General features: G+C 51.0%; 32 protein-coding genes. 8 read left to right on the forward strand and 24 right to left on the reverse strand.

The window, feature by feature from the left end; all coding sequences use genetic code 11:
* Positions 1–92 precede the first annotated feature (92 nt).
* The 4 genes from NNL38_RS14450 to dusA form a co-directional block, all read right to left on the reverse strand.
* Positions 93–326 carry a thymidylate kinase gene (locus NNL38_RS14450; RefSeq protein WP_255388707.1) on the reverse strand — a complete coding sequence of 78 codons (234 nt, stop codon included), beginning with the start codon at positions 324–326 and terminating at the stop codon, positions 93–95.
* Positions 327–440: 114 nt separating this feature from the next.
* On the reverse strand, positions 441–1,079 hold the full coding sequence (locus NNL38_RS14455) for a TIGR04219 family outer membrane beta-barrel protein (protein ID WP_255388708.1): 639 nt from the start codon (positions 1,077–1,079) through the stop codon (positions 441–443).
* Positions 1,080–1,224: 145 nt separating this feature from the next.
* Positions 1,225–1,476, reverse strand: a complete 252-nt coding sequence (gene pspG / locus NNL38_RS14460) for an envelope stress response protein PspG (protein WP_255388709.1) — start codon at positions 1,474–1,476, stop codon at positions 1,225–1,227.
* A gap of 221 nt (positions 1,477–1,697) precedes the next feature.
* Entirely contained in the window at positions 1,698–2,726 is a 1,029-nt protein-coding gene (gene dusA, locus NNL38_RS14465; RefSeq protein WP_255388710.1) for a tRNA dihydrouridine(20/20a) synthase DusA, read from the reverse strand.
* An 85-nt stretch (positions 2,727–2,811) separates the two neighbouring features.
* On the opposite strand from dusA, the gene NNL38_RS14470 reads away from it, so the two are divergent.
* A complete protein-coding gene (locus NNL38_RS14470) occupies positions 2,812–3,897 on the forward strand; it encodes a site-specific integrase (protein ID WP_255388711.1) in 1,086 nt (361 codons plus the stop codon).
* A gap of 15 nt (positions 3,898–3,912) precedes the next feature.
* Here NNL38_RS14470 and NNL38_RS14475 read toward each other — a convergent pair whose 3' ends face one another.
* The 20 genes from NNL38_RS14475 to NNL38_RS14570 form a co-directional block, all read right to left on the reverse strand.
* Positions 3,913–4,605, reverse strand: a complete 693-nt coding sequence (locus tag NNL38_RS14475; RefSeq protein ID WP_255388712.1) for a hypothetical protein — start codon at positions 4,603–4,605, stop codon at positions 3,913–3,915.
* A 101-nt stretch (positions 4,606–4,706) separates the two neighbouring features.
* Positions 4,707–4,856 (reverse strand): hypothetical protein, encoded by a 150-nt coding sequence (locus tag NNL38_RS14480; RefSeq protein ID WP_255388713.1) that lies wholly within the window; start codon positions 4,854–4,856, stop codon positions 4,707–4,709.
* A complete protein-coding gene (locus NNL38_RS14485) occupies positions 4,856–5,077 on the reverse strand; it encodes a hypothetical protein (protein ID WP_255388714.1) in 222 nt (73 codons plus the stop codon). Before NNL38_RS14485 ends, NNL38_RS14480 begins: the two co-directional genes overlap by 1 nt.
* Positions 5,078–5,171: 94 nt before the next feature.
* Entirely contained in the window at positions 5,172–5,567 is a 396-nt protein-coding gene (locus tag NNL38_RS14490; RefSeq protein ID WP_255388715.1) for a virion protein, read from the reverse strand.
* An 83-nt stretch (positions 5,568–5,650) separates the two neighbouring features.
* A complete protein-coding gene (locus tag NNL38_RS14495; RefSeq protein WP_255388716.1) occupies positions 5,651–6,799 on the reverse strand; it encodes a hypothetical protein in 1,149 nt (382 codons plus the stop codon).
* Positions 6,796–7,572 (reverse strand): hypothetical protein, encoded by a 777-nt coding sequence (locus NNL38_RS14500; protein WP_255388717.1) that lies wholly within the window; start codon positions 7,570–7,572, stop codon positions 6,796–6,798. The genes NNL38_RS14495 and NNL38_RS14500 overlap by 4 nt, the downstream gene beginning before the upstream one ends.
* A gap of 3 nt (positions 7,573–7,575) precedes the next feature.
* A complete protein-coding gene (locus tag NNL38_RS14505; RefSeq protein WP_255388718.1) occupies positions 7,576–8,169 on the reverse strand; it encodes a chemotaxis protein in 594 nt (197 codons plus the stop codon).
* Entirely contained in the window at positions 8,162–8,587 is a 426-nt protein-coding gene (locus NNL38_RS14510; RefSeq protein WP_255388719.1) for a hypothetical protein, read from the reverse strand. Before NNL38_RS14510 ends, NNL38_RS14505 begins: the two co-directional genes overlap by 8 nt.
* 2 nt (positions 8,588–8,589) lie before the next feature.
* Entirely contained in the window at positions 8,590–8,784 is a 195-nt protein-coding gene (locus NNL38_RS14515) for a hypothetical protein (RefSeq protein WP_255388720.1), read from the reverse strand.
* Complete coding sequence (locus NNL38_RS14520; protein WP_255388721.1) at positions 8,781–8,933, reverse strand: hypothetical protein; 153 nt, start codon at positions 8,931–8,933, stop codon at positions 8,781–8,783. The genes NNL38_RS14515 and NNL38_RS14520 overlap by 4 nt, the downstream gene beginning before the upstream one ends.
* Positions 8,934–8,935: 2 nt before the next feature.
* Positions 8,936–9,220: a hypothetical protein gene (locus NNL38_RS14525; protein ID WP_255388722.1), complete on the reverse strand. Its 285-nt coding sequence runs from the start codon at positions 9,218–9,220 to the stop codon at positions 8,936–8,938.
* Positions 9,221–9,229: 9 nt separating this feature from the next.
* Positions 9,230–10,084, reverse strand: coding sequence for a major capsid protein P2 (locus NNL38_RS14530; RefSeq protein ID WP_255388723.1), 855 nt, complete (start codon positions 10,082–10,084; stop codon positions 9,230–9,232).
* Positions 10,085–10,332: 248 nt separating this feature from the next.
* On the reverse strand, positions 10,333–10,992 hold the full coding sequence (locus NNL38_RS14535; RefSeq protein WP_255388724.1) for a type IV secretory system conjugative DNA transfer family protein: 660 nt from the start codon (positions 10,990–10,992) through the stop codon (positions 10,333–10,335).
* On the reverse strand, positions 10,993–11,463 hold the full coding sequence (locus NNL38_RS14540; protein WP_255388725.1) for a hypothetical protein: 471 nt from the start codon (positions 11,461–11,463) through the stop codon (positions 10,993–10,995).
* Positions 11,464–11,847, reverse strand: a complete 384-nt coding sequence (locus NNL38_RS14545) for a hypothetical protein (protein ID WP_255388726.1) — start codon at positions 11,845–11,847, stop codon at positions 11,464–11,466.
* The gene (locus tag NNL38_RS14550) at positions 11,847–12,038 is read right to left on the reverse strand and encodes a hypothetical protein (RefSeq protein WP_255388727.1); all 192 of its coding nucleotides are present in this window, start codon (positions 12,036–12,038) and stop codon (positions 11,847–11,849) included. Before NNL38_RS14550 ends, NNL38_RS14545 begins: the two co-directional genes overlap by 1 nt.
* Positions 12,039–12,047: 9 nt before the next feature.
* Positions 12,048–13,817: a replication endonuclease gene (locus NNL38_RS14555; RefSeq protein WP_255388728.1), complete on the reverse strand. Its 1,770-nt coding sequence runs from the start codon at positions 13,815–13,817 to the stop codon at positions 12,048–12,050.
* Entirely contained in the window at positions 13,817–14,014 is a 198-nt protein-coding gene (locus NNL38_RS14560; RefSeq protein ID WP_255388729.1) for a hypothetical protein, read from the reverse strand. The genes NNL38_RS14555 and NNL38_RS14560 overlap by 1 nt, the downstream gene beginning before the upstream one ends.
* 10 nt (positions 14,015–14,024) lie before the next feature.
* The gene (locus NNL38_RS14565; RefSeq protein WP_255388730.1) at positions 14,025–14,267 is read right to left on the reverse strand and encodes a hypothetical protein; all 243 of its coding nucleotides are present in this window, start codon (positions 14,265–14,267) and stop codon (positions 14,025–14,027) included.
* A gap of 10 nt (positions 14,268–14,277) precedes the next feature.
* Positions 14,278–14,532 carry a pyocin activator PrtN family protein gene (locus tag NNL38_RS14570; RefSeq protein WP_255388732.1) on the reverse strand — a complete coding sequence of 85 codons (255 nt, stop codon included), beginning with the start codon at positions 14,530–14,532 and terminating at the stop codon, positions 14,278–14,280.
* A gap of 131 nt (positions 14,533–14,663) precedes the next feature.
* Between NNL38_RS14570 and NNL38_RS14575 the strand changes: the two genes are divergently transcribed.
* The 7 genes from NNL38_RS14575 (at position 14,664) to NNL38_RS14605 (ending at position 18,985) form a co-directional block, all read left to right on the forward strand.
* On the forward strand, positions 14,664–15,272 hold the full coding sequence (locus tag NNL38_RS14575; protein WP_255388734.1) for a LexA family transcriptional regulator: 609 nt from the start codon (positions 14,664–14,666) through the stop codon (positions 15,270–15,272).
* 2 nt (positions 15,273–15,274) lie between these two features.
* Positions 15,275–16,303 (forward strand): GAF domain-containing protein, encoded by a 1,029-nt coding sequence (locus NNL38_RS14580; RefSeq protein ID WP_255388735.1) that lies wholly within the window; start codon positions 15,275–15,277, stop codon positions 16,301–16,303.
* 2 nt (positions 16,304–16,305) lie between these two features.
* Positions 16,306–16,497 (forward strand): hypothetical protein, encoded by a 192-nt coding sequence (locus NNL38_RS14585; protein ID WP_255388736.1) that lies wholly within the window; start codon positions 16,306–16,308, stop codon positions 16,495–16,497.
* Between the two features lie 684 nt (positions 16,498–17,181).
* The gene (locus tag NNL38_RS14590; protein WP_255388737.1) at positions 17,182–17,451 is read left to right on the forward strand and encodes a hypothetical protein; all 270 of its coding nucleotides are present in this window, start codon (positions 17,182–17,184) and stop codon (positions 17,449–17,451) included.
* A 109-nt stretch (positions 17,452–17,560) separates the two neighbouring features.
* On the forward strand, positions 17,561–18,010 hold the full coding sequence (zur, locus tag NNL38_RS14595; protein WP_255388738.1) for a zinc uptake transcriptional repressor Zur: 450 nt from the start codon (positions 17,561–17,563) through the stop codon (positions 18,008–18,010).
* Positions 18,011–18,046: 36 nt separating this feature from the next.
* Positions 18,047–18,511 (forward strand): chemotaxis protein CheX, encoded by a 465-nt coding sequence (locus NNL38_RS14600; RefSeq protein ID WP_255388739.1) that lies wholly within the window; start codon positions 18,047–18,049, stop codon positions 18,509–18,511.
* 264 nt (positions 18,512–18,775) lie between these two features.
* On the forward strand, positions 18,776–18,985 hold the full coding sequence (locus tag NNL38_RS14605; RefSeq protein WP_255388740.1) for a cold-shock protein: 210 nt from the start codon (positions 18,776–18,778) through the stop codon (positions 18,983–18,985).
* Positions 18,986–19,025: the final 40 nt, after the last annotated feature.

Raw genomic sequence — 19,025 nt, forward strand, 5'->3', positions numbered from 1 at the left:
AATAACAAGAAAGAATAGATAAGAATGTTTTATAACTTTTTGTAAGGGAGGAGCGCGTGGTTATCCGGCGAGCCGGATCACCACATTTCCGCTTAAAACGTGTCGGCAATTCGCACCTGGTGGAAACCTACTTCAAACGCCCGCTCGGTGGCGGTATCAATATCGTGGTAACACTTTTCGCTGCCGGCACCGTCAGTCAGGGGGACAAAACCACCGCGGCGATGGCGAAACTCAACAATCCAGCCATTGGCCTGGATGGAGGGCTCGATCACCGCTTCCACAATATCCTTATTGGCATACAGTTGCTGTAATTCAGTAAGAGTCATTGCCTGATTCCTAGTCGCTGTATCCTTTTAAAAATGGTACAGAAACCTGAAAACAGGCAACAAAAAAGCCACGATACCTCGTGGCTTTTTGCTTCAAATGGTCAGAACAACAACTTAGAAGTCCAGTTCCAGCCCGGCAAACCAGCCGTCAATTTTCACATCGCCGGCAGAGTTCTTGATGAAATCCAGCTCGTAATCCATCACACGGTAGCCCGCACGCAGGTTCAGATCGGCTGCAACCAGAGGCAGTGCCCAGTTCACCCCAGCGGTGCCATCAACCGTATTGGTCCCGTCGAAGTTCCCCATGTTCAGGTCAACAAACACAGAGACCGGGGTCATCGGCAGGCCGACTTCGGCATTGCCGTACAGGCTCGGATGCCACTCGCTGAAGCTCTCGCCCGCGAATTTACCGTCATTGAACTTGGTCAGTGTGATACCGGCATCAAACGCAACCAGTTCATTGTCCAGGAACTCATAGTAGGCTGTGTAGTCGGTCTGGCCAAACGACACCGCACCGGCATCAACATCGCTATAGCGCAGGCGCGCATTCGGGACCAGCGGAATAAAATGCTCAAAAGCCAGGTGATAGGAGAAATGCGTGTCATCATCATCGCTCTTCACGTCGTTCACTTTTGCATTTGCAAACCAAGCGTCCGCCCCTGCCTTCACACCCAAAAGCACAGCGGCCTGCGCCGGTACAGCTGCAGCCAGCGCCACTGCTGCCGCGACAGCCGAAGTTGTCAGTTTATTCATTCTTCGAGTCTCCGCTCTTTATTAGAATATTCAAGTTCGGCCAGACTATACCAGATGCTGTACAAGAAAACCGCATTTCCTGCCATCATGAATAAGCATGGTTTTACTTGGCCCGATGGCTGGTGATACTGCTCCCAAAACCCACTTAGTAGCGACGACGGTACTGGGTCCGTCGGTCATGAGTCTGACGACACTGCGCCGGCTGATGACGACGATATAGCCATATCCCCACTGCAATCAGAATTAACCAGGGCAGCAACTTCAGCACGATGCCCAGCATGCCAACCAACGCCATCACCACAAAGCCAGCAAATACCGCCACCGCCATCCCCACCAGGCTGACCCCGGTAAACAGCAACACAAACGCAAATGCCACTAAAAACAGAAACTCAATCATGATCGGTCCTCTTTCCTGATCCACTGCCAACAACACAGCACAAACCAGGCCAACTTGGCAAGAAAAATACAAGCAACTGATTATAAAAAGAAAATAAAAAGCGCAGATCTTTTCAGATCCGCGCTTCAGGAAATGTTTAGCGACTTTCGCCACCTATTTAGTGAAACCCGCCAGCTCTTCAGACAACCGACTTTGAGGCTACCGGATATCAGGCAACCAGTTTACACATCCAGGTGCGCCGGGATTTTTGCCAGCGCCTGCTCCAGCACTTCAATGCCAGAACCCGGCTTATGGGCATTTTCACTGATGTGGCGACGCCACTGTCGCGCCCCCGGCATATTCTGGAACAGACCCAGCATATGACGAGAGATATGATTGAGGTAACTGCCTTTTGACAGCTCGCGCTCGATATACGGGAACATGGCTTGCACCACTTCACGACGTTTCTTCACCGGCTTGTCACGGCCGAACAGGCGCTGATCCACTTCGGCCAGCAGATACGGATTCTGGTACGCTTCACGCCCCACCATCACCCCATCAAGATGCATCAAGTGCTCAGCCATCTCCTCAAAGGTTTTCACGCCACCGTTCACGGCCATCGTCAGATGCGGAAAATCCTGCTTCAGCTGATACACCCGCGGGTAATCCAGCGGCGGAATTTCACGGTTCTCTTTCGGGCTCAAACCACTGAGCCAGGCTTTACGGGCATGAATGGTAAAATCGCGGCAACCGCCTTTGTCGCTCACCGTGCCGATAAAATCGGTCAAAAATGGATAGGAGTCCTGTTCATCAATCCCTATCCGCGTCTTCACCGAGATCGGAATATCCACCACCTCGCGCATGGCTGCGACGCACTGAGCCACCAGCTCCGCTTCGCCCATCAGGCAGGCTCCGAAACGCCCGTTCTGAACCCGATCGGACGGACAGCCGACATTGAGGTTCACTTCGTCGTAGCCACGCTCCTGAGCCAGCTTGGCACAATGAGCCAGCTCCGCCGGGTTCGAGCCCCCCAGCTGCAGCACCAGCGGGTGCTCTTCTTCGTTGTACGCCAGGTAATCCGCTTTACCATGAATGATCGCCCCGGTCGTCACCATCTCGGTATACAGCTGGACATGCTCACTCAACTGACGATGAAAATAGCGGCAATGCCGATCCGTCCAATCGAGCATCGGTGCCACGGAAAAGCGGCAGGAGGGGATATCACCCGCGACACCGCGGTTTTCCTGTGTTTTATCAGTGTTTAGCGTCATTCTGAATTTCCTGTAACTTCATTGAAATTGCTTGAATTCCGTTCTACAGTACCCCTCACAGTACCCCTTTAAAAGTAGGACGACTATGGCCTCATTCACTATCGAAAAGCGACAGCTCAAAAACGGCGAACTGCGGTACAAAGCAACTATCTTCGTTAAAAAGCAGGGGCGCATTATACATCGTGAATCCAAAACTTTCAGGAAAAAGGATCTGGCCCGAACCTATGGCCGTAACCGTGTGAGTGAACTGGAAAATGAAGGGGTACTGAAGGATAAACCGGTCCCCCTGGGGGTACTGCTGGATAAATACATGGCTGACCGGGACTTATGGGACAAGACCGGGCGCACCAAACGCTATGTTATCCAAATGCTCCGTGACTGCGATATTGCCACCATCAACAGCGACCAGCTCAGAACCAGTGATCTGATTGAGCACTGCCGCAACCGACGCGCTGCCGGCGCAAAGCCGGCAACGATTTACCATGACATTGCCTACCTTCGCTCTGTGATGAAGAAAGCTAAGCCCGTTTTCAATATCAACGCCAATTACACCATCTTTGATGAAGCGGTGCCCGTCCTCGTCGATATGGACTTAATTGGAAAGAGCCAGAAGCGCACCCGGCGCCCAACTGAGAATGAAATTGATCGCCTGAAAGAAGGGCTAAAGAAGCGGCAGGAATCCAGACCAAACGGGCACACGCGGATCCCTTATCTCGATATACTCGATTTCAGCATTCTGACCTGCATGCGTATCGGCGAAGTCTGCAAGCTGCGCTGGGAAGATCTCAACGAAGAACAAAAAACAATTGTCGTCCGGGATCGGAAAGACCCGAGAAAGAAAGAAGGCAATCACATGATTGTCCCCCTGCTGGGCGAATCATACGACATTGTGGCGCGACAACCGAAACGCAACGCGCTGATATTCCCCTACAATGCCAAAAGCGTCACAGCGGGCTTTCAGCGCGTCAGAAACAGCTTAGGGATTGAAGACTTGCGCTACCACGATTTACGACGGGAAGGCGCGAGCCGTCTGTTTGAGATGGGATACAGCATTGAAGAAGTAGCGCAGGTTACGGGGCACAGGAACCTGAATATTTTATGGCAGGTCTACACTCAGCTTTTCCCGCACAAGCTACATGCAAAGTTTAATGAAGAAACGGCCCACTCATAGCGTGGGCCACTATATTTAGCTCTTTGGAGCATGACCCCACATTAACGAGGTTTCATTCCCAAGCAACCCGGCAATATAGTCGGTGCCGTTATATTTCACAGTCAGAAACGCACCAGTGTATGCCCCATTGAATGATGATGACGCACACGCTGTTGCGGTAGCGTTGACATTAAAGTAATCGCCGTTCCGCTGCAGCGTTCCCGAAATAGTACAAATGCCATTTACGGTGAATGAGCCATCCGCATTAATCGTCCAGGTACTGCCATCGTCTGGATTTGTATGGGTGCCGACTATCTGGGCCAACGGTAAAGATGCTGCCGTTTTGTCCATTGAATAGATCAGGTTTGCATCGTCGATAACTGCTGTCAGCGTAACCTGAGAATCAGTAAATGTCGCTGTCATTTCCTGTTCACTGAGGCTTACCGTTACCGTCGAATCAGAAACAGTGATCCCCTTAGTCACCATTGTGTTACCTGTCGTGGTCGCACTATCGACGAAATACACGCTGTCATTGGCAAAGTCGCCTACGGCCAGCGGATTCTCAGTCCGCGTTGAGTCAACAATCATCACAGCAAAATCTGAGCTGTTAAGATAAATCCCGTCGCCGACAAAGGATCCGCTTTTTGAAGACCCACTGTCACTACTGCCACCACAGCCAACCAAAGACGCAGAAGCCAACAAACCTAATACAATATGTTTATTTTTCACTGTTCTATCCCTTGCGTTCATATGCACCGGGATGCTACCAAGCCAAAACAATAAAGCCCACCGGACGGGTGGGATTTATCGAGATAAGTCATTATTTTCGCTTACTTGTTTTCCAGACGTGTTACTCTTTCATCCATTTTTTCTAACATAACCCGTAACCAACGTACGTCAGTTTTTAATGTGATCCCAACGCCAACGCCACTTGATAGGGCACTCACCACAGCAACAATCAGAGTTTGATACTCAGCCATCACTTAAACTCATTCCGTAGGGTTTCCCATAGACCTAAAGCTACCGGCACAACCGTACCGATTAGGCCACCATATTGAACACCCGCATCAGTGACAGTCGCGGTTAATAGCTCAGGGTGCCCCGAAGCCAAAGCGATGCCAGCTCCTAGAAGTGCAATCCCCTTTTTCGTTGATGGTTGCTCAAGGTCGATCTTCAACTTTTCTTTCAGAAATTTTTTCATAGTAACTTCCTTTTTTTCAGTTGTTTCACCGTGTAGGCCGCAATCACCGCCCCTACAACACTAATTACGATTGAGGTAGCCGCACTTTTCATGGTCATGCGAGTTTGACCCCCTTCATCACGTCGCTGAGCGGATACCGATGACCGACTTCCATCCGGGCCATGGCCTGAATAATCACCGCAGCGGTGTCGTCGTTTTCGACGTCGACCACTTGGTGCTTGCCGTAACCCGTCCAGCGGCTGACCAGATTGGCGTAGTTGTCGCTGTCGTTTTCGTGGCTGGGCGCGAAGGTATGCACAATGTCGTGAATGGTTTTCACGCCCCGGCGTTTGTAGCTACGCAGGATGCGGGCGGCGGCCCGGAATCCCCATTTCGGCTCTTCAAAAATGGCGAACCGTCCATCGGTGCCGACTTGGCCGCGCCAGTTGTTACGCTCGCTGTATTCGATGTTCAGCGGATTGTGGTTGCGGATGCCCCGAGCTTGTCCCATCGTCTTATCGTCCTGTGGTTTGTTGCGTGAAATCCCGAAAATCAGCGCCATGGCGGCCATGAGGTACAGCGGCCAGGCTATTTTCATGCGTAAATGCCCCGCGTCATCGGTGTTTGGTTGTAGCGCAGGTAGACATACATGCCACCGCAATTACGCACCAAGTCCGCATTGACTTGAGATAACTCGATGGTCAAGGCATCACCGTTGATTCCTGTTATTGTGATACCGTCATCGAGCTGCCCTGAGCTGTAACTACCACCGGACAAGGCATTCACGCCGCCCCAGAAAGAAAGGTTTGCGCAAGTTACATGCTGATGGACGCCATGCGGGCAATACAGTGACAAGCCGGGGTTTTCTGCCTTGAATGTGAACTCATTGCCGGTCACTGAGGTTTCGCTACAGGCAAATTCAATCGAGTCGTGGAAACGCAAATGGCCGTAACCGTCTGAATCCATGCTGATGATGCCGTTTTCAACTGGCTGGCCGTCTTTATCCACCTCAATCACCTGCATACCGAGCAACATCAGATGCGCCATCTCGCCGGATGGGCTTTGGACTTCCAAACACACCATTTCAGGGTCGTTGCGAGCACGGGACAGCTTGAGCGCCTGCGATTCCATGACCACCACGTTGTAACTGGTGCTTGGGGGTGCTTCATACCGCTCCTCGCTCGTCACTAGCGAGGTTTCAGAGCGGATAGCCCCGACACTGCTTGAATCCACATAACGAAAGCCCAACGTAACCGTCATTCCGGGCTCAGCTGCAAAGAAACAACGCGCCTTGTAATAGGTCTCTTTGCGCGGCAGGTTCAGCCCTTGGTAAACCGTCCCTTTGCAGTTTTTCACCGACACCCAAATATCACTGGCTTTAAACGGCACGCCGGTAAAGAACAGCGGAAAATCAAGGTTTCGGTGGGCTGAGAAGCTGCTCTCGATATTCGGGTCAAGCCGGTTACCGTCCTGCTCGAAGTGCCAGCCGTCCGCAAAGGTGCCGGTGTTTTGGTGAGGACTCCCCAGCAGCGAACCCGGCACATACGGGCCGGTAAAATTGGTCTGCTGGGCTTTGTTGCTGGCACTGTCGAGGAAAGCCGGGTTTTTCACGTAGTTGGTAATTTGGGCTTTTTCGAGCTGGCCGAGCAGTTCAAGGCCGTATTGCAGCTCATCAGCCAGAAACTCAATTTTGTTGCGGGCGCTGCCTGCTGGCAGCAAGTCGCGCAGTGTTTGTCCTGTCATCGTGTGACCTCAATCATCTGGATGGTGTCGCCGTCGGTTCCGGTGAATGACAGCGCGGCACTGGTTTCAAGTTTCAATTGCTCCCCGGCGGCCAGCTCCCAGCCGGTGCCGAGGACAATTGCAGCGGTGTTAGCCGGGCTGGCCTTGAGCAAGATGTGGCAGCGTGACGCATTGGCGGCGATGTCGATTTTCCCTGTCGCCACGGTCAGCACACGACTGGCCGCCTGCTGGGCAATCACCGGCTTGGTCATCAGCGGGTTATTGGCGTACACCTTCACCGCCTGCCCGGTTTCGAGCTGTACTTTAGGCAGCGAAGCAACAGCGACTTGTTGGTTGGCATCGAGCGTCACCGGCGGCAGTGAAGACACCGCGACTTGCTGATTGGCTGCGATTTGAACCGGCGGCTGCGCTGATACCTTCACCGCCTGCCCGTCGACCAAGGCCACTTTCGGCATGGTGCCGATATTGATCTCCTGCTCGGGTGAAAGCGTCACCGATGGCAGCGCCGTGACCTCAACTTTCTGGCCGTCGCTGGGCGGGATATAGCGTCCGTAACCACAGATAATGGTCACGGTGCCCGCCTCGCCCATGTTCTCGACCGTGACCATGCCGGTCAGCTTGGGGTCGATAATCTGTGCGCCCTGCTTGAGCTGGTAGCCGCCGCGCTCGGTGGTGATGCTCACCATGTCCGGGCTGGCTTCAATGTAGAGAAACTCCCCCACGGCCTGAAACTGAAGCCGCTGCCGGGATTGCATGTATTGATGAAAACTCACGGTTTACCCCTTCAACGCTAATAGACCCAGAAACACCAACACCAACCCGACGGTGATAGTCATTTGCTTAGTGGTGGCAATCTGCCCGCCGTCGGCGTTCACCTCGGCCAGCTCTTTAATGGCTTGCAGGTTCTCGCTGTTCTGCTGAGCCTGATTGCCTGCCAGCCCGGCGAGCATTTGCAGGTTTTCACCGTGCGCCTGGCTCACTTCGTCAATGGCCTTGCTGGAAATATCATTGGTGAGCTGCAAGGCATCACTGCCGAACGCAAAGGCTGAATCGAGCGCCTTGTTGTTGCTGTCGAGCGCGTCCCGGCCAAAGTCGAGCGAGGCGTCAATCGCATGCTCGCCCATATCGAGCGCAGCTTTCGAGACTTCGGTGTTGCTGTCGAGCGCCGCCTTCGACACAGCGGTGTTGCTGGTCAGGGCTAGCTCGCCCAGCTCAGCTGCCGCTTCCATTGCGCCGTGGTCGGTCATGGTCACATTGACGTTAGAGTTGTTGACGCCGGATACCGCGACCCCGAGGTTGTCACCGTTAATCGCATTACTGCCCGACGTATTGGTGCTGTTTTGGGTTGATTTAGAGCGTGACTTACCCATGACCCACCTCCACGCGGTGCCAAGTGGTCACCGCACCGTTGTCGTGTACCGTTTCGCCTGTCATCGCCGCTCCGAACGCCTGCCGATGAAAGCGGGCAATGACCGGCGAGCCGGTGCCGCAGGAAATGGTTTTCAGCCCGATATCGCGTACCCGTTTCATCAGCTCGGCCACCCCGGCGCGCATTCCCTTGCCGCAAATGGCCCAGGCGAAATAGTCATCGCCGTTGATTTCCCCGACGAAGGACAAGTCAACCTGATGGCCGGTGATGTGATACAGACTCAGGGCACCGGTTTTGAGACCGTCGACCATTTCCTGATAATCGTTATCCCCTTCATACACCCCGTTGAACGCCCGTTTCAGGCGTTCAAGGTGAAAGGCAAGTGCCGGATTGTCGGCATGAATTACTGCAAACTTCACTGTCATTTCTTCAACGCGAATACCACCACGCCCCCAATGATTAACGCGACCACCCACCACGGCATTCCGGCCCCGAAGGTAATATTTCCGGTGCGGAATGTGCCGTCCTGCTGCCCCTTGGCGGAGCTGGGTCCGCCGTTGGCACTGATGGGCATTGAGCCGGAGTTGGTCACCCCCGGAATTCCGCCCGGCATCATGCGCCACCCCCTGTCAGTTTGTTGTAGAGCCACAGGGCAATCAGCACGGCAATCAGCAGTTTCACGGTGCGGCTGACCGCCTCACCGGTGAACAGGCCGCCGACATAACCGATGCTTCCCGCCAGCAGCGGCCAGAACAATAACGGCATGGCTATTTCCCCCGTAGCATCAAGAAGGTGAAGCCCATCAGTACAAACATGCCCCCGCCCAGCAGCATCAGCGTGGTGTTGCTGCTCAGCCCGCCGGGATAGATGGGCTGGCCGGTCGGCTGTTTGGCGGGCTCCTCATGTTGCGGCGTGCGGTTTTCTTCCGGCGCAGACGAGGCCACGTTTTCGGCCTCGTTATCCATCCATGCGTCAACCCACTGCTCGCCACCTTCCACGGCGGAATCCCAAATACCACCAAGGGATTCGCCCCAGTCGTCAAGTAAACTCATGGCTCCCCCTTAGGCGGCTTTGGACGGTAGCGCGTTCACCTGCTCCACTGCTTCCACAATCACCGGCACACTACCGACAGCGTTTTTATCCAGCTCAAAGGCCAGTTGATTCCGGGCGGCGGTGTTCAGCATGCCGTCAGCCCCGAAGCCGTAGCGGATAAAGTCGAGCGAAAACCAGCCGGTATTCTGCTCTTTCTTCGATTGGGCCAAATCGAACGCATTGTCGGCCTTGGTGACGTTCAGCTCCTCGTAGCTGTCACGCAGGACACGAACCCGGTCAATCGAGTCATCGAGAAAGTGAATCCGCTTGAGGTTCAGCGCCGGGCTGCGCTCGGAGAAGTCGAACGGCGTGCGGCCGGTCGCCGAAGCAAACCACGTCAGCTCATAGACACGCGGCATGTAGTAACGGGTGCTCTGTGACGGCAGCACATGCGCACGGGCACGAATTGACGGCGGCGGTGTTGGGGTGCCCTGTGCGTCCGTGGCAGGTTTGGATTTGAGCGTGACGTAGACGAACCAGATTTCACCGGCCAGCGTGACCAAATCGGTCTGACGCACGCCGACTTTGGTGCGCAGCGTCGGGTCGCCAAACGACAGCACATAGCGGCCTGGCTCGGCGTAGTTTTTACGGTGGGATTGCAGTTTGACCAGCGTTTCGCCGGTGATGTTGACCTTGGCCGAACCATTGAGCGAGACTTCGACGCGCTCAATGTCTTTCGGGTCGGTGATATTGGTGACCAGCTCGATGCTGTGATAAGTCGGCCCGGAAACCAGACGCAGCGAGGCGCGATTGCCCCAGCCCACACCCTCGACCGGATCCAGCTCTTTCGGGCGTGGTGCAAACGGGGTTGCTAATAGCTCCATCAGCGCCCCCTTACCCGATTGCGTCTTCGACGGCGTCAACGTTGTTCGACGCCCAGACAACACCGGCAGCAACAACAGCCGCCACAACGGCAATTACGGTTAATTTCTTTGGTGTAAAACCAGCCATTTGTTTACCTTTAAAAAAGACCACCCGACATTAGGTGGCCTTTACTTAAACAGATGATTTGGTTTCGATTCCTAAACCGGATTTGGTTTGAGTTTGGTTTAAGTGTGATGAGATTCACAAATCACCACCGAATAATCCCTTTTTCAAACGCTTTTCCGTCCTGCAACAGATACTCAAGGGGATTGAGTTCATCGATTTTCTCAGCGGGGATCCCGGTCATCGATTCCAAATAAGCGGCACTCTTCCGGGTCTTCTGCATCATCACACAAGCCCGCTGGCAGTTATCAATGATGGTTTTGGAGACCTCCTGCCCGCGCTGAAACAAGTTGATTGAGTGCAGATTGAATTTCCGCCCTAAGCGCAAAATCTTGCCGTGATACCCCACGGCCTTCCCCGCGCTCTCACTGTGCTCTGCAACTTCTTCACAGATGATTTTTAATGGCTTGGGATGTTTACCGTTCCCCATCGCCCAAACCACCTGACAGAACTTATCAAAATCTTTGGGTTTGGTTTCGTGGGTCGGTTGATAGGCAATCTTGAACCCTTGCTTTGTCTTGCGTCCTGCAATCAAGGCAGCGGCAAACTCTTTGATGCTGGAATAACCGCGTACCACCCGCCCCGCAAGCTTGCCGGTGTAATCCCCCATCGGATCAAAAATAGCCACCTGATCGGTTGATTGAATGAATAGCTTTTTCGCGGCAGAAGTTTTACCGCTGCCACTCATACCCACCGCAAACACGTGACCGTTTTTAAGGGCATTATTCGGGTTAATGGGTTGCATTTATTCCGTCTCCCCTGATGGCTCCGATTCCGTTTCAGATTCCGCGACCTCCTTCGCAGCATCCGATGCTTTCAGCATTCGGAGTTGCATGAACGAGGTGAAACCCAAAGCGCCCGCTGCCACCACAAAAGTGAACTCTTCTTTGTACTGCGCCAGCCACGGCGGCATTTCACCGCCATACTTCACAAACAGCGGTGCGGCAGTGTTCGCCACGTTCTCGGCCTGCGATGGGTCAAAAGCAAAATCCTTGTGACCGAACTGCTTCAGCATTTGCTCAGAAATACCAAGCACAGCCATCACAGACGCCGCACCAGCCGCTAGTGCTTGCGCGTCATCAGCAGCTTTCGCGCCAGCCGTGCTTGGGTCAAAGTCCTGCTCATCACCGAGCTGTTGAAGCAACGCGGCTTCGTCTTCCTGCGTATGCACTTCTTCATTCAGTTCGATTTCGTTCAATTCCATTTCGTTTTCCATTTAAGCCACCATTTTGAATGTTTTCACTAAGCCACCAAACACAAGACCCATCACCGCACCAATCCCCACACAGGCAACGGTTCCCATGGGCTTTGATTCCGTTTCTTGGTTCGGTTTCGGTTCGGGATCCGATACCACTTCTTGCACAACCGGTTTTACTTCCGGTTTCGGTGCTTTCAGCACTTCAATTTCGCTTTGGATTTCATCAAGCGATTTGAATGCTTTCATTTCCACCTGGGCCGCTTTGCCGGTACGGGTATCCGGGCCACATTCACAACGGCCATGCACGAAAGCGGCGCGTTTCCCTTTCCCTTGCTTAATTGCCTTTGGGTTCAGGCAGGTACGGCACACCACATACCCCAAGATTTCGTTTTCATTTTCCATTAGCGGCGCTCCTGTTCTAATGCGTGAATGCGTTGGTTGAATGCCTTAAAAAGCCATACGGTTTTCAATAGCCAAGGCTTGATAAAGCCAAATCCCATCGGCGGCTTATAGGCTTTGGATTCCGAATCCATTTCGTTTAACAAACGGTTTGTTTCTGATTGCAGTGTCTTGTCTACGTTTTGGTTTTCCATGGGTATCCCTTACGTCACGATGAATCGGTTATTTCTGAGTTGGAGGGTCATATTTTTATCGATGGGGACTTTTGCCCCCTTCAACAGCGGATTAAACAAGCATTGAACTCCCTTAAAGCTCCATCCGGTCACTCGTTGGAGATGCTCTCCGAGCTGGGAGTTACAGTTATTTTCAGTGCTCCAAGGGGAGCCGCTCCGCGACTCTAAAAGCGCCCCCAACTCCGACTTTTTCACTAGCCGGTAAGATTCGTTGCAGGTCGAAATGAGTGTCGTCACCCCTTCGGAAAACCAGTGAAAGCCGATCGCCTTTTTCACTTTCTCTCCGTATTGGTTTTTCTTTTCCTCGTAGGCCAGCTTGGCATCCGTTGCGAGCTGACAGAAAAGCGCCCATTTTGAGGTATCCGCAGCCTGCCTCAGTTCTTCTAACTTCGGGTCAATCCGGGTTTGTTCTTCGGTGGCCCGGCGCAGATGTCGCCATAGAGAAACGGGCTCGCCACCAAACTGCTGAAACTGGCGGATACGATGAACAGACGCCCAGGCACGAACCCGAAACGCGCTTTCTTCAGCTTCGGTTTCGGGCATGTGCTTGCCGTTGATATTTTTGGACACGTATTTAGCGATATAGGCGGTTGCGCCGCCCTTGGCAGGATCTGCTTCCTGTACGTCAAAGCGCGGGGAAATGTCTTTTCCTAACTCTTCTCGGTCTTCAGCGGTTGCCACACCTGAAATGATGCTGATTAGCTTGTCTTTGTCCTTCGGGTTGCAGAACAGAAAGTAATGCCCGTGGCTGGTGCCGTCTTTGTGCGGCTCAGCCACCCGAAAACCGAAATAGTGAATATCTTCTTTGGCTATCAGGGCTCGCGCCTGTGCCCACTGCTGCATCAAATTGTTATGGCCTTCTTTGACCGTGGCACCGTTCCATTTGGGAGAGTTGCGGTGGTACTTGCTGGGCAGCGTCCACGTGATGAAAAGCGCGATGTAGCCTAAGTCCTGTGCAAGCTCCTCAAAGCCACGGGATCGCACCATCATTTCAATCCGGCGATTTTCCGGATTGGCCGTGGTCCGTTTAATCACTTCCTCAAGGTCGAAATGCTCGCCCGTGGCCTCGTTATAAACCACGGTGCCCTGAATGAACCGCTCTGCTTCACGCTGTTTGTTTTTCCAGTTCTGAAATGATGGATAGGAAATATGTTTAGTCTGGTGAGGCTTTACTCCGACACGCTCAAGGGCAATTTGCGCGTATTCGACGTACTGCGCCCGAAGGTGCAACAAACGTCGCTCAATCCACTGCTCTGACTGCATTTTCAGCACTGATGCCGTGAGCACTTCTTCGGCTCGCTCATCATCCATTTTCTCGCCCGGCATCACAGGCGGATTGATAGCAATGGTGCGGATATTCCGCGCCAGTTCTGAATAAATGTGTTTCATTGCATCCAGAAAGCTGTCAAAAGCATCCGGGTCAATGTCTTGCATTGCCAGCATGTTCTCATCAGCAACTAATCGCGCCAGCTTCTGAACGGCTTCATCACGCATCAGAATGTCATGGCTTAAACGCTCGACTTTGGCCTTATTGCGACTGTCCACAAAAGAAAACTTGTCCTCGATGTACGGCGCTATTTTCAGACCAAACTTAACCGCCTCATCGCTGAAGCGGTTGAGGTTATCGCGGGTAGCCGCACCACGCTGTTGACGGGCGGCCACTTTGACGCGAATGTCATTTCGAACAATTTTCGGGAGTCGCTTTAAGAATCGGCGAGTGAAGATCGTGCCGTATTGCATTACTCGTATCCCTCGATACAACCGGTTGATGTGCAGGTGTAGTTCAGTGGCCGGGCAGTACGGGTTCGCCTTCGGATCCCGTGCTTTTCCCGCAGTTTCCCCAGCAGGTAAATCGCACGCTGGCGCTTTTTTGGGTCAGGGTTAACCATGCCTTCCATATCCGGGCAAGGGGCGTGAATCGGATTTGAAACTTGCATACTCACCCCCTTAAAACGGCAAATGTTCGCCCCAGCGCTCTCCGTGACGCTTGAAATAAGCAAGCCTGCCTTGCAAGTTTTGTTGAATATTTTCAGTGCGGGCCCGTCTTGCAGCAATCGCAATGTCAATGGCGAACATTTGACCAAAGTCTTCACTTGCTTCGATACAGGCACCCGCAATTAATGCTGGGTGGCGGTTTTTCCGAACGGCTCGATACATGGCTTTAAAATGCTCTTTCGCTGTCTTTTTCATGATTAATCCCTCACACATTCACTGATTGCCATTCGGATTTGGCCTGCTCATATCGCTGGTCGATATAGGCCGCCAGATCATCAATCTTGATTAAGGTTGGGCTGCGCTCAGAGTCACGCAGCTTGAAGGTGGGAACGGGGAAGTCACATGCCTTAGCTTTCTGCTCGGCAGTCTTTGGGGTGATCCCGAAAAACTCCTGACAGACTTGCTTCAGTTCAACGGTGGGACTTTCGAATCGAGCTAACAGTGCAAAGTTTGTATTCATGGCTCACCTGTGCAATTCTGAATTAGTTTCTATCAATTCAAAGCAATTCAAATACTGCTCAATTGCTTTGTGAGCACTATAAAAGTTCTCACAACATTTGCAAGCAACTTTTGAGCACATTGGAGCACTCAATGAGCAACATAGATGAGCAAATCAAGGAATTAAAAAACCTCACCAATACGTCAAAAAACGTTGATTTAGCTAAGGTTTTAGGTGTTTCCACGTCCACAATTCAGACTTGGCGATACAGGGAACGGATCCCTGAAGATATCTTTACGAAAGCGAGACAGATATCACAAAACGGCGTAATTGCGCCGCCAAAGGGGTTTGTGAGCCTCGACTTTTATGAAGTAGCGGTCAGTGCCGGGCACGGGGCTTTAGTCGTCAGTGAAGAGAAGTCCAGCGATATCGTGTTCAGCGAGGCTTTCATCCACAATGAAATCGGCGTGAACCCAAACAACATTTTTCTGATGCCTGTCAAAGGCGACAGTATGTACCCTACGCTCAAAAACGGCTGTCTGGTGATGGTAAATCGAGTGGATCAGTTCACCGGGGATGGTATCTATGTGTTCCGCTTTGATGGTCAACTGATGGTGAAACGCCTGCAATTCTCCAAGCATGGCCTGAATGTCACCAGTGACAACACCAGCTATAAGCCATGGGAACTGAGCAAAGAAGAGATCATGAGTAGTGATTTTGAGGTGATTGGTGAAGTGGTTTGGTCAGGGCAGAGGATGTGAAGATGGAGAAAAAATTAATCCCGTATTCAGCCAAAAACGATCTTATCAATGCTTCTCTCGTAGATAGAGTTGTAATACTTTCAAACGTTTGGATGACACTTGTAGCTCCAATCATTGTCGGTGTCTTTGTATCTTTTTGGTTTTCGTTAAAAGATAAGGAAGAAGTTGGTTTAATTGTCTGGTGTTTTTTAGGAGCTTTTCTAATTACTCACTTTTGTCTTGCTTTAATCCAACACCAGCATAGCAAAAAGCACTTAACTCATGCTGAAGCAACTGAGCTCCAAGACAAATACAACGAACTTGCATTAAAATTCAACAAGTTGAGAATGTCTCATCAAGACCTCACAGATCTTTCAATATCACAAATCACAACACTTTATCTAATATCAGCAGAACTTGATAAAGCTGTCGGTGAGCTCAACAATGAACTTGATAAGGAGTTAGAGAATGATCCTGACAATCCTCCTATTCCTCTTCAAAACAGCATAGAGGCACTATTAAACAGTCACTTAACAAACCTTCTTTGGCCATTAGTAGTGAACAGAGAAGATCTTTTCAATTACCAAGAAAAATCGCTATATAACATTGCGCTATATGTGTACAACGACTCTTCTGGTAAGCTCGAGGTGAAAAAGCGATTTAATGATGAAAGAATCGCCACCCAAAATCGAGAATGGCGTCCCGGAATTGGACATGTTGGAATGACTTTTCTACACAAAGAGATAAAGTGTTGTCCCAACATCCAGAGCAGTACAGAGTTAACAGTTAAGACAGAGCAAGATAGTAAATACTATTGTTCTTTTATCTCTGTGCCTATACTTGCTTGTGAAGACAATGAACATACAGAAAATGAGCCTCATGGCGTTCTTGTCTTGACTAGTGCGAGTGAAAATCAGTTTCATCCACGACGAGATCAGATTTTTTTACAAGCAATCAGCAAAATGCTGGCAGTTTACTTAGACAAACAGGAGCACGCTCTCAAAATGGCAACCCTTATCGCAAGCGATAAAGGCTCTGCAAATCAGGAGTAGACATGAGAAGAATGATTCATATAAAAGGTAATAGTGAGATTGGTTATACCGTTTCAGTTGAATTTGAAAAAGATGTAACGTCAAAACGCAACCAAAATGCTTCTGCTCAAAATATTGATCTTCTGGTAGCTCAGCAAAAGAAAGCGGCCAAAAGACTGCTTGATAAGGAATTTCCTGAAGCAGCTACGATCTAGAAGAAGTTGAGAAAAGAATAAAGGCACCTCAAAAGGGTGCCTTTATTTTTTGACACCAGCCCCCCTATAGTCCCCCTTAAATACGCTCAGGCCAATAATTACGGGAAAGTCGGTTCAATCGAGCATCGGTGCCACGGAAAAGCGGCATGCAGGATAATCCGCATGGGGGGTTAAATCAGTTTGTACCTTGTCGTGCTCGACCACAGCATTCTCTAACATCGAAAAGCCTCGTTGTTACCCGCTTCCCCGTGTTGCAATCCCGCTACCCGGCCCGGAGAGCTCACCCGGTAGCGACGTTCACCCGGCCTGGCTGCCAAGGTGAATAAAAGAAAGCGGATTCTACCGCATTCCAGCGGTCAGCCCAACTCTCACCCTGCCGGACTCGGCCCATGGAGAACATCCTTTCAGTTAATGAAACATTACAGGCCAAAAAGTAAATTCCATAACTAGCTGTTTTTTAAACCTGAAAAAGGACACCTTGAACTTTGGTACAGAAAATTAAGCTTTTGACTACCAATAACCCAAAAAGCTGAACAGGCGACAAACCACAAAGATATCAGCAACTTAAAACACACCTAAAGCAGCATTTGTTATCGACAGGCCTTTTACATTTTCGCACAACAAAAAGCTGTACAAAACCAATACTGCCGAAAGAGAGCCACCGAAGAAAGCGATGAATTCCAAATGGAACACTATGAGACAATTGACCACCTTACTAAAGCACTGATTTTATTGAATAAAAATAATAAGACTTGGGAACTGTACAGCCTTTTTACCTTTTGGGTTATTATGTTCCAAAAGCTGCACAAGCTGATCTTTACTTATGAATCAAAGGATTATAATCTGCCCTCTCTGCACAAAAACCAGAGGCACAGCTTTTCGCTGATTCTAGGCATTAAAGGTGAACAAAATTCGGCTTCATTCAGGCCAACCAGAGAAACGGGGATGTCGTGATCTATGACACGGTTTTTCCGGCTGACTTTGTTCGAACCCGAGGAACAGAGATACGTTTCCCGAATGCTATGATAAACTATTGGACTTATCGCTGTTTTTTTGAGGTTATATGGCAAATCACACGCAATTGCTGACCAAAGCACAACAGATTTGCGAACAACGAGGCGTAAGACTCACCCCTCAAAGACTGAAGGTCCTTGAGCTCATTATTGAACACCATAGTTCCATCAGTGCTTATGAACTGCTTGATCTACTACGAGAGAGTGAACCTCAGGCCAAGCCACCGACGGTGTATCGAGCATTAGACTTTCTCCTCGCCCAGGGGTTTGTTCATAAAGTCGAGTCGACCAATAGTTATATCGCCTGTTGTGTCCTTGGCCATGCCGATCACTGCTCCCAACTGCTGATTTGTGATGAGTGTGGTACCGTCGAAGAATGCCATGACGATGAGCTGGCCAAGTTGCTGCGCCAGAAGGCAGAAAAGCACGGCTTTCAGATCTCCAACCATGTGGTGGAAAGCCATGGCATTTGTCAGCAATGCCAAAGCAGCAAGCAGTAACCTTAAACACTTACTAATTACAGTCATTATGAGATTATGCGCGCAGAATTTGTAAATCCTTTTCTAGCTTCACTGCTCAATGTGCTCAAGACAATGGCATCGATGGAACTCGCTCCACAGAAGCCGCGTCTGAAAAAAGACGAAGTTGCGCGTGGTGATGTCTCCGGCCTGATCGGGATGGTCGGCCCACAAACTAAAGGCTCCATGTCAATTACTTTTGATGAAGGCCTCGCACTCGAGATCATGCAGCGGATGTTGGGCGAGCGCCCCAATGCCATTAACGAAGAAGTGACCGATATGGTCGGTGAAATCACCAATATGGTAACTGGTGGTGCAAAACGGATCCTGGCTGAAAAAGGCTATGAGTTTGAAATGGCCACCCCGGCGGTTGTTTCCGGCCGAGGCCACACCATCACCCACAAGTGCGAGGGGGCCATCATCATCATGCCGTTCGACTCGGAGTACGGCAAAGCCTTTATTGAAATTTGCTTTGACGGCTAGCGCCCGCGTATGCCTTATCGCCCCAGCCAGCACGCTCTGGCTGGCGATCTCTCCGCCTGCAACAGCATTGACTATCACTTTGAATTTTATGTGAAGTCATCGTAAATCCCGGACAAAAAACTACCCACCTGTCTGGATTCGGTCTAGACTGGAATATGCTGAATAAGCATCCACGCACCTATTGCTCCTGTTTTTCAGCGCGTAAGTTTGCTGGCCGCCTCGGTCACGCAAGGAAATACCCTCATTCAAAGGAAAGATCGTAACATGAACAAACTGACTGGAACCGTTAAATGGTTTAACGATGAAAAGGGCTTTGGCTTTATTTCTGGTGCCGATGGCAAGGATGTATTCGTCCACTTCAGCGCCATTCAGGCTCAGGGGCGTCGTACGCTGCACGAAGGCCAAAGTGTTGAATTTATCGTGACAGAGGGTCAGAAAGGTCCGCAGGCAAGCGAAGTTGTCACGCTGTCGTAATACCGCTGGAACAGACTCATAAGAAAAACGCCGCAATCGC

The organism is Photobacterium atrarenae, from assembly GCF_024380015.1.
Taxonomy (GTDB): Bacteria; Pseudomonadota; Gammaproteobacteria; order Enterobacterales; family Vibrionaceae; genus Photobacterium; species Photobacterium atrarenae.